This is a genomic window from Vibrio hangzhouensis, assembly GCF_900107935.1.
GTDB lineage: Bacteria > Pseudomonadota > Gammaproteobacteria > Enterobacterales > Vibrionaceae > Vibrio > Vibrio hangzhouensis.
This window is the reverse complement of the sequence record NZ_FNVG01000046.1, coordinates 1-14573: the sequence shown is the minus strand read 5'-3', so window position 1 is coordinate 14573 and position 14573 is coordinate 1. Positions and strand designations below refer to the sequence as shown.

The following is a 14573-nucleotide window of genomic DNA, read 5'->3' as shown; positions in this document are numbered from 1 at the left end:
CCGGGGCTTTTTTCTTGCTATGCTCTACACACCCTTGCTGTTGGCGGTGGCAAGGAGAGACATTCCTAATATACTCAAGTGACCTCAAGATGCTTGTTCAGCGAGAATTACTTGGCTTCTAGGCGCGGCAGTGATTTGAAGATCTAGTGGCTCTAAATCGAAAATCGCTAACAAAGCATATAAGCCAAGTAAACTCGCCCTTTGGGAGCTCATCAAGGTGCCCATTTCTGCGTCAAATAGCTTCGAAAGGGAATAGCCATTCCTTCAACTATTTTCCTTGAACTGAACACCTTGATGAAGCTCTGAGTCCTGCATCTAGAGGTCACTTGAGTATATATATTCCGCCAATTTGACGTGTATCTTGCCTTTTCTTCTAGCCAGAGAGGGGGGGAACCGCAACAAAATGTGCGTGCCACACTTAGTTAGAATTTAACTTTGCTTTTTTGGCGCGATAATTGCTTTAACTCAGTATAAGGCAAGTATTTTTGAACGATGAGGTTTCAATGGCCATTTCTTTTAACAATGCACTAGGTATTCATCAGCACACGGTCGGTGTGCGAGAAAAGAATGCTGAAGTCATATCTACCAACATCGCACAGGCAAATACGCCTGGCTTTAAAGCGAAGGGAATGGATTTTGATCGTGCGTTAAAGGCGGCAACCTCGGGGGCAAGTATTGGACTTAGCCGAACAGATGGACGGCATATTTCTGCCTCTACCAATGTTACCGGTGAAATGCTTTACCGCATTCCCAATCAACCGGATACCGGTGACGGTAATACTGTTGACGTGGATCTAGAGCGAAACTTGTTTATGCAAAACCAATTAAGACATCAGGCATCCCTCGATTTCTTAGGTGGCAAATTCAAAAATATGACCAAAGCGATCAAAGGGGAGTAATTTAGATGAGCTTATTTAATGTTTTTAATGTAACAGGCAGTGCGATGAGCGCGGAATCTGTTCGTCTGAATACCACCTCAAGTAACCTCGCGAATGCTGACAGTATCAGTAGTTCAGCCAAAGAAACTTACAAAGCTCGACATGCGGTATTTGGTGCCGAACTGAGTAAAGCTCGTTATAACCGTGATCACACAGTACCAGTCAAAGTTATGGGTATTGTAGAGAGCGACAAGCCCTTAAACGCAGTGTACAACCCAGATCATCCACTGGCGAATGATGAAGGCTATATCTACAAGCCCAACGTCAACGTAATGGAAGAGATGGCAAATATGATATCGGCTTCGCGTTCCTACCAGACGAATGTTCAGGTAGCGGACGCCAGTAAGCAGATGTTATTGAGTACACTTCGAATGGGTCAATAGAGATAGGAGATAGCACATGGCTGGAATCAACAATGTTGGTCAAGGCAGTTTATCCTACATTGACCAACTGAAAAAACTGCAAGAGCAAAGCAAACCGGCCGAGACAACGGGTAAGCAAGATCTGAAGCAAGAAGACTTCTTATCGCTGCTCACCAAACAGTTGGCTCAGCAGGACCCTTTTAAACCGGTCAGCAATGACCAAATGATCGCTCAGATGGCATCGTTTGCCACTGTGGATGGCATCGGCAAGATGAATTCTCAGTTCGAGAATCTGAACTCATCGATGACCTCCAATCAGGCACTTCAGGCATCCTCTCTTGTTGGACGAGATGTTCTGGTACCTGGAGCGGCAGGGGTAAAAGGGGCAGACATGGGTATGGCGGCAATGGTGAAGTTGCCACAGTCGATGGAAAACGTGTTTGTTCGTGTAGAAAATGAAATGGGTCAATTAGTACGAACCTTTGATGTGGGTGCAAAGCCTGGTGGCGATGCACGCGTCGAATGGGATGGTAAAGATGATCAGGGTAATCCAATGCCTGCAGGTAAATACAAGGTGAAAGCCTCGGGTTTACTTGACGGAGAAAGCCGAGAATTTGAAGTGTCGACTTATGCGAACGTCAATAGCGTGCTTCTCGGTAAAGGGGATGGAAACGTACTACTCAATCTGGCTGGCTTCGAAAATCCAGTTCGGCTAGCAGAAGTACTGGAAGTCGGCAAAGCGTAACCGCTGGCTAGATTAGGAGATTAGGAATGTCATATGTATCTTTAAGTGGTCTGTCTGCGGCTCAGTTAGACCTGAACACAACCAGTAACAACATTGCCAACGCCAACACATTTGGCTTCAAAGAGTCACGCGCTGAGTTTGGTGATGTCTATTCAAATTCATTGTTCACTAACGCAAAAACGACTCCGGGTGGCGGTGTTCAGCCAAGCAAAATTGCTCAGCAATTTCACGAAGGTTCGAGCATTTCTACTAATAATCCGATGGACTTGCGTATTAGTGGCACGGGTTTCTTTGCAGTGTCGAAGGACAGATTGGTGCCTCAGCAAAATGAGCTGACACGTAATGGCGCATTCCATTTGAACAAAGATAACTACATGGTGACGTCGAATGATGAATTCCTGCTAGGTTATGAAGTCAACAAAGATACGAACGAGGTGGTGTCTTACGAGCCACGTCCAATCAACATTCCACCTGAATTTGGTAAACCAAAGCAAACGGCAAATATCGAGATTGGTGTTAACCTACCCGCCAATGGTGATCTTAAAGATCCTGCACTGTTTGACCACACGGATCCAGAAACGTATAACCGTTCTACCTCTTCAACGATGTACGACTCTATGGGTCAGTCATATAAGATGACTACCTACTATGTTAAAGATCAGACACAGCAAAACACTTGGCATAGCTACTACACTGTGACGGACAGCGCTGGCGAAAGACCAGTGAATATCTCTGGTGGTGACGCGACATCTCCAACAGGACATGTCGGGCACACAATTCGATTTAACAATGATGGTACCCTTGCTAGTCTGAATAACGGACAGCCAATTGTGACGACGTCATTGGGTGACAATGGCATCGAAATGAATGGTGCAGATCCGGCGCAAACCCTGTCATTTAAACTCGACAGCGCTACCCAGTTTGCCGCTCCATTTGAACTGACCAGATTCCAGGAAGACGGTGCAACAACGGGCTTCCTAACAAAAGTTGACTTTGATGAGCAAGGCAACGTTTTGGGTACCTACTCGAATGGGGAAAACATCACCTTGGGACGTGTAGCCATGGTGCGTGTTGCTAATGAGCAAGGCCTGGATAAGAAGGGCGGTACCCAGTGGGATTCAACCACTGCATCTGGCGCTAAAATTTGGGGTGAATCGAATAAGGGCTCTTTTGGTGCCATTAACAATGGTACGCTTGAGCAATCGAATATCGATATGACTCAAGAACTGGTGGACCTGATTTCAGCACAACGTAACTTCCAGGCCAACTCTCGCGCTCTGGATGTTCATAATCAGTTGCAGCAAAACATTCTTCAGATTCGATAGCACTCATAGCCTCCTGTTTTTTGCCAAAGGGGGCTTAAGTTCCTACCTCTAATACGTACAGGAAGTGTATTGCTTCCTGTGCGTTTTTGCGTGCAGATGTTGCCTCCGCATTGCCACCTCGATTGCCACCTTGCCGTTTTAGGTTGCCGATCCTACCATTGCCGCTTTAGATTGTCCGTTGTTATTACGATACTTGCTTCAGTTATCTTCCTGATATATAACAATAAATTATAACTGGCACAGACCTTGCTTTATAAGCTCCATACTTTGAATGTTGGAGCTATCAATGGATCGTGCCCTATACCTGTCAATGAGTGGTGCAAAGCAAAATATGCAAGCTTTGCAATTGAGAGCGAATAACCTCGCCAATGCGAGCACACCCGGTTTTCGAGCAGATCTCGCACAGGCCCGCTCTATGCAGGCGTATGGTGAAGGCATGCCGAGTCGCGTCTTTAGTATGACAGAGCGTCCTGGGTACAGCTTCGAACAGGGAAGTGTCGTGACCACTGGACGTGATCTCGATGTTACAGTTGAAGGTCAGGGCTGGATTGCGGTATTGGATAAAACAGGCAAGGAAGGACTGACCCGTAACGGAAGTCTTCGAGTGGACCAGAATGGCCTGCTTGCCAATAGTAATGGTCACCTTATTCTCGGTGAGCGTGGTACACCGATTACCGTACCGATTCCATTGCGCAAAATTGAAATTGGTCGGGACGGAACCGTGTCGGTGATCCCTCAAGATGCCCCTGCGGATGAAATGGAAGTGGTGGATCGCATCAAACTGACCAACACAGATAACCGCGCATTATTCAAAGACACCAACGGTTTATTTCGTAATAAGGAACCTGGATTAGGTTTTGCCGCTTCAGCGAATGTCCAATTGATGACGGGCGCTGTTGAGGGGAGTAACGTGAATGCTGTTGGTGAAATGACAAGCTTGATCGACTTGCAGAGACAATTTGAAATGCAAGTGAAACTCATGAGCGCAGCGGAAGACATGGATAAGGCTTCAGACTCATTGCTTCGCATGGGTTAATAGGATTGAAAGGGGAATAATATGCATCCGGCACTTTGGGTAAGTAAGACTGGCTTAGACGCGCAGCAAACCAATATCTCAACCATTTCCAACAACCTGGCGAACGCATCGACGGTTGGCTATAAAAAAAGCCGTGCGGTATTTGAAGATCTGTTTTATCAAAACATCAACCAGCCTGGTGGGCAGTCGTCTCAGAACACTGAATTGCCATCGGGTCTGATGTTAGGCGCGGGTTCGAAAGTGGTCGCCACTCAGAAGATTCATACTGCGGGTAACGCCCAGACCACCACAAATAGTCTTGATATGATGATCGAAGGCGACGGCTTTTTTCAGGTACTGATGCCTGACGGCAATATTGGCTACAGCCGCAATGGTCAATTTACCCTCAATGATGAAGGTATTATCGTGACTTCGGGCTCTGGCTACTCATTGGAGCCAGAAGTTGCCATCCCAGAAGATGCCATCTCGATTACCATCGGTACCGATGGTGAAGTATCGGTGCGGGTTCGGGGTCAGCAAGACAACCAGGTGGTTGGCAACATTACCACTGTGGACTTTATCAACCCAGGTGGTCTCGAACCGATTGGTCAGAACCTGTACCTTCCAACGGGTGCCAGTGGTGATCCTAATGAAGGGGTACCCGGGCTCGATGGCTTTGGACAAATCCGTCAGTCTATGCTGGAAACCTCGAACGTAAACGTGACAGAAGAGCTGGTGAACATGATTGAAGCTCAGCGCGTGTATGAAATGAACTCGAAAGTGATCTCGTCTGTCGACAAGATGATGAGCTTCGCCAACCAGCAGCTCTAAGATAAGGAACCGGGCGAATGAAAAAGTTACTGTGTATCTCATTGCTTGCTGTACTTTCTGGTTGTGCCCAATTTGGGCCAGAAGAGTCGATAGATCAGGTGGCCGATTCCACCACAGCAGTCGATGCAGTAGAGGGGGATCGTACCCAGTCTACGGGAATCGTAGATACTTTGCGGGGACGTACTGACCCTGTGGCAGACGATCCAGCCTGGGCACCGATTCATCCAAGAAGCAAACCCGAGCATTATGCGGCAGCCACAGGTTCTCTGTTCAATACCCACTATGCCCGCGACTGGTATGATGATTCCAAACCTCGTGGTGTGGGTGACATCATCACCGTGGAGTTGAATGAGGCCACGAAAGCGGCAAAAAGTGCCGATGCAGATTTGTCGAAAGCGAATGACTCATCCATGGACCCACTGTTTGTTGGTGGCCGTCCGGTTACCGTCAACGATTATGATTTTTCCTATGAGCTAAAAAACGACAATAGTTTTAAAGGCAACGCATCGGCTAATCAGAGCAACAGTATTTCCGGTTCAATCACGGTTGAGGTGGTCGAAGTGCTGGCGAACGGTAACTTGGTGATTCGCGGTGAAAAATGGCTGACACTGAATACGGGTGATGAGTACATTCGTCTAAGTGGCACCATTCGTCCTGATGACATTGAATTTGATAATACGATTGCTTCAAACCGTATTTCAAACGCCCGAATTCAGTATTCTGGAACGGGAACTCAACAAGATATGCAAGAACCTGGATTTTTGGCACGATTTTTTAATGTCTCCTTATAAGGATTGGATTAGACGAATCGTAAGCGGCAAACCCTCTCCTGAGAGGGTTTGTTTGTTTTTAGGGTAACATTATGAAAAAGTTCGCATTTTTACTATTGAGTCTCTGTTTTGCCGCGGCAAGTGCGCAGGCGGCACGCATTAAGGATGTGTCAGAAGTTGCCGGTGTGCGTAGTAACCAACTGGTAGGTTATGGCTTGGTAACCGGATTACCGGGTACAGGTGAAAAAACGCCTTTTACCGAGCAGAGTTTTCGCTCAATGCTCGAGAAGTTTGGTATTCAAATGCCGATTGGCCTGAAGCCGAAATTTAAAAACGTGGCCGCAGTGATCGTCACTGCCGAGCTACCAGCGTTTTCAAAACCGGGTCAGAAAATAGATGTGACCGTTTCCTCTATCGGGGCGGCAAAAAGTCTCCGCGGTGGTACCCTGATGCAAACCTTCATGCAAGGTTTGGATGGAGAAGTGTATGCCGTGGCACAAGGCAATCTGGTTGTGAGCGGGTTTAGTGCCGAAGGACTTGATGGCTCAAAGATTGTTGGTAATAACCCGGTAGTTGGTATGATTTCGAGTGGCGCAACGGTAGAAAGAGAGGTTCCAAGCCCATTTGCTCGTGGTGATTATATTACTTTCAATCTGCTCGAGTCTGACTTTACTACGGCGCAGAACATGGCGAATGCCATCAATGACTTTCTTGGACCGCAAATGGCTAACGCACTTGATTCTACTTCTGTGCGCGTGCGTGCTCCTCGCGACCTGAGTCAACGTGTTGCTTTCTTATCGGCAGTGGAAAATATTGAGTTTGATACCGCTGACAGTGGTGCAAAAATCATCGTGAATTCTCGTACTGGTACTATTGTGGTGGGCAAGCACGTTCGTCTCAAGCCTGCGGCAGTGACGCATGGTGGTATGACCGTTGCCATCAAAGAGAACCTTCGTGTAAGTCAACCGAACGCCTTTGCCGGTGGAGAAACTGTCGTCGTGCCTGACTCAGATATTCAGGTGACGGAAGGGGATGGCAAAATGTTCAAGTTCGAGCCTGGGCTGACATTGGACGATTTGGTTCGAGCGGTGAATGAGGTCGGCGCGGCACCTTCTGACTTGATGGCGATTCTTCAGGCACTGAAGCAAGCAGGCGCCATTGAAGGCCAGTTGATCGTTATCTAGGTAGGCGTCACCATGATTAAGAATTCAAATGACATTGGCTTTATTCATGACATCAGTAGTTTAGATAAGTTACGTCAACAGGCCGTAAGTGGCAAAGAAGGGGATGATGAAGCGGCATTGCGTGCTGCTGCTCGCCAATTTGAGTCGATCTTTACATCAATGATGCTCAAATCAATGCGAGATGCGAACACCCATTTTGAATCCGATATGATGAATAGCCAAAACGGTCAGTTCTATCGCCAGATGCTGGATGATCAAATGGCCAGTGAACTGAGTGCATCCGGTTCGTTGGGTTTGGCCGATATGATTGTTGCTCAGTTAGGAGCCGCACGTTCACCGGAAACTCAGGCAGCCGCGGGCAGTGAAATTCGCATCCGTAATGAAGCCTTCGATACCACACTACAAATGCCCTATGACGAAGCCAAGGCGAGAAAAACAGCGGCTTCTTTGGGTCTGGATAACCCAGAACCCGTCAGGCCAGTCAAGCCAGTCGACTTTAACTCGCCACAGAGTTTTGTTGAGTCGTTGAGACCTTATGCTGACAGAGCGGCACAATCACTAGGGGTGGATTCCTCCCTATTGTTGGCACAGGCTGCACTGGAAACTGGCTGGGGACAAAAGGTGATTAATAACAGTAAAGGCAGCAGTAACAACCTGTTTAATATTAAAGCGGACCGCAGTTGGCAAGGTGACAAAGTGGCGACTCAGACACTGGAATACCATCAGAATGTCCCAGTTCAGGAGCGTGCAGCTTTCCGTTCTTATCAAAACTACGAAGACAGCTTTAATGATTATGTGAAGTTCCTGAACGAGAATCCACGTTATCAATCAGCGCTTAATCGTAATGATGGTTCAGAAGCCTTCATTCGCGATATTCATCGGGCTGGTTACGCAACCGACCCGAGCTATGCGGACAAAGTCCTGCGCGTGAAAGCGAAAATTGACAGCATGGATCGTTAACATTCCCTACAAGGGTATTTTAGCCCGGCGCTAGGATGCCCTTTAGACCTTCAACCACCCACATTACTCTTTTCTAACCACCGAGCCCTTTGTCGCTCAACACTCAGATAAAAGACGCCATCAAGGCGGCAATGCTAAGTCTGGCATATATATTGCAGAATAAACCTTAAAGAGGCGTAACTAGCCGATTTGGTTACGCTAATTAAGGATTTTTCGGGGGCGATATGGCGTCAGATCTTCTGAACTTGGGTACACAAAGTGTGCTCACGGCTCAGAGACAGTTGAACACAACTGGTCATAACATTTCTAATGCAAATACAGAAGGTTACAGCCGTCAATCTGTCATTCAGGGAACAAATCACCCCAGACAGTTTGGTGGCCAGACCTATGGCATGGGTGTGCATGTGGAAAATGTTCGCCGCTCCTGGGATCAGTTTGCCGTCAAAGAACTCAATATGGCCACGACTCAGGTCAATTATCGCAACGAGAATCTGGCAAATCTGGATTTAATGTCCGGCATGCTCTCATCAGTGGCGTCTAAAAAGATTCCAGAAAACCTTAACGATTGGTTTGACTCGGTCAAGACACTGGCGGATACACCCAATGATGTGGGTGCGCGTAAAGTTGTGCTTGAGAAAGCCGATTTGATTCGTCAGACCTTGAATAATTTCCATGAATCAGTACGGCAACAAGCGGATACCGCGAACAAGAAGCTGGATATGGGCATTGAGCGCGTTAACCAGTTAGCGGTTGAAATCCGTGATATTCATCGTTTGATGATGAAAACTCCCGGGCCTCACAATGACTTGATGGACAAACATGAACTGCTGGTTAAAGAGCTTTCTGAATACACCAAAGTGACGGTGACACCTCGAGCCAATGCCGAGGGCTTTAACGTTCATATCGGTAATGGACATACCTTGGTTTCGGGTACTGAGGCGAGTCAGTTGAAGATGATCGACGGTTACCCCGACGTTCACCAACATCGCCTGGCAATGGTCGAAGGCAAAGGCATTAAAGCCATTAAATCCGATGATATCGGCGGAAAGATAGAAGGCATGCTAGAGCTAAGGGACACTGAAATTCCTTATATCATGGATGAACTAGGAAGGCTTGCTACGGGGTTTTCCTACGAGGTGAATAAACTTCAACATCAAGGGCTGGATCTCAATGGCCAGGTGGGCAGAGATATTTTTGTCGATGTAAACAGCGAAGCGATTGCGAAATCACGGGTCGTTGCCGGTCCCAAGTCGCAGGCAGACGTGGCCGTTTATATTTCGGATACCAGCCAGTTGCAAGGTGGTGAATACACATTGAAGTACAACGGCAGCAGCTACTCGGTAACAAAGCCTGATGGTGATACAACCGAAGTGGATTTGGACATCAATGGCCGTGCATTTTATATGGACGGCATGGTCGTTGATATTCGTAATGCGCCTGCCGCGGGTGAAAAATTATTGATTCGTCCGACACGTCATGGTGCGGCGGCCATACAAATGGCGACGACCGATCCGCGAAGTATCGCGACCCAGAGCTTTGAAGCCTCGACGACGTTTGCTCAGGGTAAGGCTGGCTTCACTATATTAGCGGCTGGTCAGCTGAGAGAGTTCGAAGTCCATGTATCTCCGACTGGTCAGGAATTTGCGGTCACTGATAGCAAGGGCAATGTGTTATTGGCCCCACAGATTTACCCGCCTAGCGAACCAGTGACTGTGCTTGGGACGACATTTGAATTGACCCCGGGCGCACTACCTAATGATAAGTTCACGGCTAACCTGGTTCCATCCGAAGGTGACAACGGTAATCTCAGGAAAATGTTGAACATTCAAACCAGCAAATCTATGAATAATGGGCAGTCAACGATCATTGATGTCTACCATAACCTGAATACTGATGTTGGCCTCAAAGCGTCAACCGCAACCCGTTTGCAAGAGGTTGCGAATTTGGAACACGAGGCCGCGCAAAGTCGGGTTGCATCTATCTCTGGGGTTAACCTTGATGAAGAAGCTGCCAACATGATGAAGTTTCAGCAGGCGTATATGGCGTCATCACGTATTATGCAAGCCGCTAATGAGACATTTGATACCATATTGGCATTGAGATAAGAGGTAACTAAACATGATGAACCGTATCTCAAGCTTTCATAGTTATCAAAATGTGCAAAATGACCTACGCCGTCAGGAAAATAAAATCCACCATAATCAGGCACAACTTGCCTCGGGCAAACAATTGCAAAAGCCAGCGGATGATCCACTGGCTATCCATTATTTGCAGAAAGTAGGTCAGCAAACAGAGCAACTAAAGCAGTTTACAGATTCAATCGTGCTTTCCCGTAATCGCCTGGAGCACCAAGAAGTGATGCTGCGCGATACAGAGCAGTTCGCTGACAAAGCCAAACGCCTTACGATGGAGGCGATCAATGGTTCTTTGTCTCCTCAGGATCGCGAAGCAAAGGCTCGGGAGATTGAAGAACTGGCGCGTAACTTTATCGCTTTGGCGAATACTCAAGATGAGTCTGGGAATTATACCTTTGCAGGCACTAAGCCCAAGACGCAGCCATTTTTTGTGGATAACAGTGGACGCATCTCCTATGCCGGGGATGACTATCAACGCAAAATGCGGATCTCCAGCAGCATGGAGATCGCGACCAGCGATCCCGGCAGCAAGCTATTTATGGAAATTGATAATCCCCTTGGTGATTACAAACCTGACTATCAGTTGCAAAATGCGTCAGAGTTGTTGCTTGAGAAAGCGCTGAATCGTGATGCGAATGATAACAGCCAGTACAAGATCACGTTTGTGGAGATGGGCGATAACCACTTTGGTTACCAGCTTGAGAAGAACGGTTCAGTGGTCAAAGTGGATGACTACGATCCGCAAAAAGGGGTTGAGCACAACGGTTTCTCTTTGCGCGTTAAAGGGCAGATCACCGCTGGTGATGCGATTGAGCTTTCTCCTAGAAAGACCTTCAGCGTTTTCGATAGTTTCAGGGATGCGATGGCCTGGATGGATAAGGATGTTTCAGATGCGTCCGCTAATGCCCAGCTGCATCAGGTAACGGAAGAGTTCCATACGGCATTTCTGCATTTGACCAAAGCCAGAACAGACGTGGGAACCCGACTCAACTCGTTGGATGTTCAAGAGCAGCAACATGAAGACTTCAAAATCTCATTGGCACGTTCAAAGAGCAGCTTTGAGGACCTGGATTATTCTAAGGCCGTGATTGAATTTGAAGAGAATTCAAGGGCTCTGCAAGCCTCTCAATTAGCCTTTGGGAAGACCAAAGACTTAACCCTGTTTAACTATCTGTAAAGATGATCGGGTGATTGAAGGATAGTCGCCGCATGTTGATTTGGTTGCCCTATGTGCCATGCCTTAGGAGCAGAATAAGCATGATGAAAAAGGCGGCAACTCAGGCTGTAAATATTTTGCCGCTTTGACGGGAAACCATAGAAGCCTGATATTGAATTGGCGATTTGTTCATCTATAACGTGTTGATTAATATAAGATTAGTGATTTTCCTTCCATTTATTTTTATATTGGCACATTAATTGAATAACTATTTGCTGATGAATCAATAAGCCTGCCGTCTCGGCGAGCAGGGACATGAACAGTTTAAAGGACAGATACTCCACCGGATACGGGGTATCAGGTGGAAGTTGACGGTCAGCGTTATCCTTAACCAAAAGCTCTGGCCGCTTCGCAATCCAACTTGAACGCTTGCGAACTCATTTAGGAGAGCAAAATGGCAGTAACAGTAAGTACTAACGTTTCGGCAATGACCGCCCAACGTTACCTCAATAAAGCGACTGGGGATCTCAACACCTCAATGGAGCGTTTATCGTCAGGTCACAGGATCAACAGTGCAAAAGACGACGCAGCTGGTCTGCAGATCTCTAACCGTCTGACTGCTCAGTCCCGAGGTCTGGATGTGGCAATGCGTAACGCCAACGATGGTATCTCTATCGCTCAGACTGCCGAAGGTGCGATGAATGAGTCAACAAACATTCTGCAGCGAATGCGTGATTTGGCGCTTCAGTCGTCGAACGGTACCAACTCTGATTCAGAGCGTCAGGCGATCAATGAAGAATCTATAGCGCTACAGGCAGAGCTGAACCGAATTGCCGAGACCACGTCATTTGGTGGCCGTCGTTTGCTGAATGGTTCATTTGGCGACGCATCGTTCCAGATTGGTGCTAATTCTGGTGAAGCGATGATCATGGGCTTGACCAGTATTCGCGCCGACGACTTCCGCATGGGTGGCACGACCTTCACCGCTGAAAATGGTAAGGATAAAGATTGGGCTGTTGCCCCTGATGCGAATAACCTGAAATTTGAGTTTGTCACTAAGAGTGGCGAAGAGATATCTATCGATATCTTTGCTAAAGCGGGTGATGATATCGAGCAACTGGCGACTTACATTAACGGCCAGTCAGATCTGGTCAGTGCGTCTGTTGGTGATAGCGGTGAGCTGCAAATTTTTGTTGCGGAACCGGACCTTGAAGGTGACATGTCGATCTCAGGCAACTTAGCTTCAGAGTTAGGTCTCAACAACGAAGGTGTTGCGACGACGGTACAGGACATTGATATGACGACAGTGACTGGTTCGCAAAACGCCATCTCTGTTATCGACTCGGCACTCAAATATGTAGACTCGCAGCGCGCGGATCTGGGTGCAAAACAGAACCGACTCAGCCATAGTATTAATAACCTGGCAAACGTTCAGGAAAACGTGGATGCGTCAAACAGTCGTATCAAGGACACCGACTTTGCCAAAGAAACGACCGAGTTGACCAAGAACCAGATCCTGCAGCAAGCAGGTACATCAATTCTTGCTCAAGCGAAACAGTTGCCTAACTCTGCGATGTCGCTTCTGCAATAAGAAGTCTGACATCGTGAGTAGAGCAGGAGACAGAGCGCCAGACGTGGTATTCTGTCATTAGCCTGCTCGGCAAGCATACTTTGCGAATGTGTTGGGGCTCTCTCTCTCAACCTGCCCGAATGCGGCCACAAAGTATGTCCGGACAGCCGGAATGTGTTCATTTCTCTTGATCTCCGCACAAAACCTGGCTTCCAACCCAGCCCCAGTTCTCTCAAAGGAAAAGGGGCTTTTTCTTTTTTGGAGCTTAGCCCTTAGCCCCAGAATCCTAATCCCAGCCTTTTGATGGGACGATTATGTGATTGGTTCTCTCGCTCGTTAATCGGGTCTGAAAGACTGAAAATTAAATTGTTTCGGCACCACTTCACCGATCTTTAGCCTTTTTTTAACCCTCGCGCTTTATTTGAACATTTCCTGACCAGTTAACCAATTTATTGGTTTTTTTCGGTTTTTTTTCTAAAGGTTTTATTTGCCATGTCGTTAAAAGAGTAACTTTGAGAGAACTACTTGGTTTTCCGAGACGTCGGAAACCGCTACACCGGAAAATCAATTGGAGAAATAACATGGCAGTGAACGTAAACACCAACGTATCGGCAATGACCGCTCAGCGTTACCTAAACAGTGCAAACCAAGCGCAGGCGACATCAATGGAGCGTTTGTCTTCAGGTCATAAAATCAACAGCGCAAAAGACGACGCAGCGGGTCTACAGATTTCTAACCGTTTGAACGTGCAGAGCCGTGGTCTGGATGTGGCTGTGCGTAACGCGAACGATGGTATTTCTATCGCTCAAACGGCAGAAGGTGCGATGAACGAAACCACCAATATTCTGCAACGTATGCGTGATTTGTCGCTACAATCTTCAAACGGCTCAAACTCAAAAGCAGAGCGTGTTGCCATTCAGGAAGAAGTGACGGCACTGAACAACGAACTGAACCGTATCGCAGAAACGACTTCATTTGGTGGTAACAAGTTACTTAACGGTACCCACGGAACTAAATCATTCCAAATCGGTGCTGACAACGGTGAAGCGGTAATGCTTAGCTTGCGCGATATGCGTTCAGACAACACACAAATGGGCGGTGTTAGCTACCAGGCTGCGCAAGCGAAGGACAAAGACTGGGCTGTTGCAGGTGACGCGAATGAGCTGACTATCTCACTAACAGACAGCTTCGGTGACGAACAGAATATCGCTATTAGCGCTAAAGCGGGTGACGACATTGAGCAGCTAGCGACTTACATCAACGGTCAAACTGACCTGGTAAAAGCGTCAGTGAACGAAAACGGTCAGTTGCAGGTATTTGCCGGCAACAACAAAGTCGACAGTGAAGTGTCGTTCTCTGGCAGCCTTGCCGGTGAGCTGGGTATGCAAGAGGGTAAAGCGGTCACAGTAGATACGATTGACGTAACGACTGTGGGTGGTGCACAAGAGTCAGTCGCGATTCTGGATTCAGCCATGAAGTATGTAGACAGCCACCGTGCTGAGCTGGGTGCATTCCAGAACCGTTTCAATCACGCGATTAACAACTTAGACAACATCAACGAAAACGTGAATGCGTCGAAGAG

The 14573-nt window shown here is 47.5% G+C and carries 13 protein-coding genes; all 13 read left to right on the top strand.

From position 1 onward, the window contains the following. The first annotated feature begins 503 nt into the window (after window positions 1–503). Window positions 504–899 carry a flagellar basal body rod protein FlgB gene (gene flgB, locus C4S60_RS22860; RefSeq protein WP_103882783.1) on the top strand — a complete coding sequence of 132 codons (396 nt, stop codon included), beginning with the start codon at window positions 504–506 and terminating at the stop codon, window positions 897–899. Window positions 900–904: 5 nt separating this feature from the next. Continuing rightward, complete coding sequence (gene flgC, locus C4S60_RS22855) at window positions 905–1321, top strand: flagellar basal body rod protein FlgC (RefSeq protein WP_103882781.1); 417 nt, start codon at window positions 905–907, stop codon at window positions 1319–1321. Between the two features lie 16 nt (window positions 1322–1337). Then, the gene (flgD, locus tag C4S60_RS22850; protein ID WP_103882779.1) at window positions 1338–2045 is read left to right on the top strand and encodes a flagellar hook assembly protein FlgD; all 708 of its coding nucleotides are present in this window, start codon (window positions 1338–1340) and stop codon (window positions 2043–2045) included. 26 nt (window positions 2046–2071) lie between these two features. Continuing rightward, on the top strand, window positions 2072–3370 hold the full coding sequence (gene flgE, locus C4S60_RS22845; RefSeq protein WP_103882778.1) for a flagellar hook protein FlgE: 1299 nt from the start codon (window positions 2072–2074) through the stop codon (window positions 3368–3370). 286 nt (window positions 3371–3656) lie between these two features. Further along, window positions 3657–4406, top strand: a complete 750-nt coding sequence (gene flgF / locus C4S60_RS22840; RefSeq protein ID WP_103882777.1) for a flagellar basal-body rod protein FlgF — start codon at window positions 3657–3659, stop codon at window positions 4404–4406. A gap of 21 nt (window positions 4407–4427) precedes the next feature. Beyond that, entirely contained in the window at window positions 4428–5216 is a 789-nt protein-coding gene (flgG, locus tag C4S60_RS22835) for a flagellar basal-body rod protein FlgG (RefSeq protein WP_103882775.1), read from the top strand. 17 nt (window positions 5217–5233) lie between these two features. Further along, window positions 5234–6007, top strand: a complete 774-nt coding sequence (flgH, locus tag C4S60_RS22830) for a flagellar basal body L-ring protein FlgH (RefSeq protein WP_103882773.1) — start codon at window positions 5234–5236, stop codon at window positions 6005–6007. 71 nt (window positions 6008–6078) lie between these two features. Beyond that, window positions 6079–7170, top strand: coding sequence for a flagellar basal body P-ring protein FlgI (locus C4S60_RS22825; RefSeq protein WP_103882771.1), 1092 nt, complete (start codon window positions 6079–6081; stop codon window positions 7168–7170). Window positions 7171–7182: 12 nt separating this feature from the next. Beyond that, entirely contained in the window at window positions 7183–8130 is a 948-nt protein-coding gene (gene flgJ / locus C4S60_RS22820) for a flagellar assembly peptidoglycan hydrolase FlgJ (RefSeq protein WP_103882769.1), read from the top strand. Between the two features lie 224 nt (window positions 8131–8354). After that, window positions 8355–10235: a flagellar hook-associated protein FlgK gene (gene flgK / locus C4S60_RS22815; protein ID WP_103882767.1), complete on the top strand. Its 1881-nt coding sequence runs from the start codon at window positions 8355–8357 to the stop codon at window positions 10233–10235. A 13-nt stretch (window positions 10236–10248) separates the two neighbouring features. After that, a complete protein-coding gene (flgL, locus tag C4S60_RS22810) occupies window positions 10249–11442 on the top strand; it encodes a flagellar hook-associated protein FlgL (protein WP_103882765.1) in 1194 nt (397 codons plus the stop codon). Between the two features lie 433 nt (window positions 11443–11875). Beyond that, complete coding sequence (locus C4S60_RS22805) at window positions 11876–13012, top strand: flagellin (RefSeq protein WP_103882763.1); 1137 nt, start codon at window positions 11876–11878, stop codon at window positions 13010–13012. Between the two features lie 560 nt (window positions 13013–13572). Continuing rightward, window positions 13573–14573 (top strand): flagellin (locus C4S60_RS22800; protein WP_103882761.1); only part of this gene is annotated, 1001 nt, incomplete at its 3' end.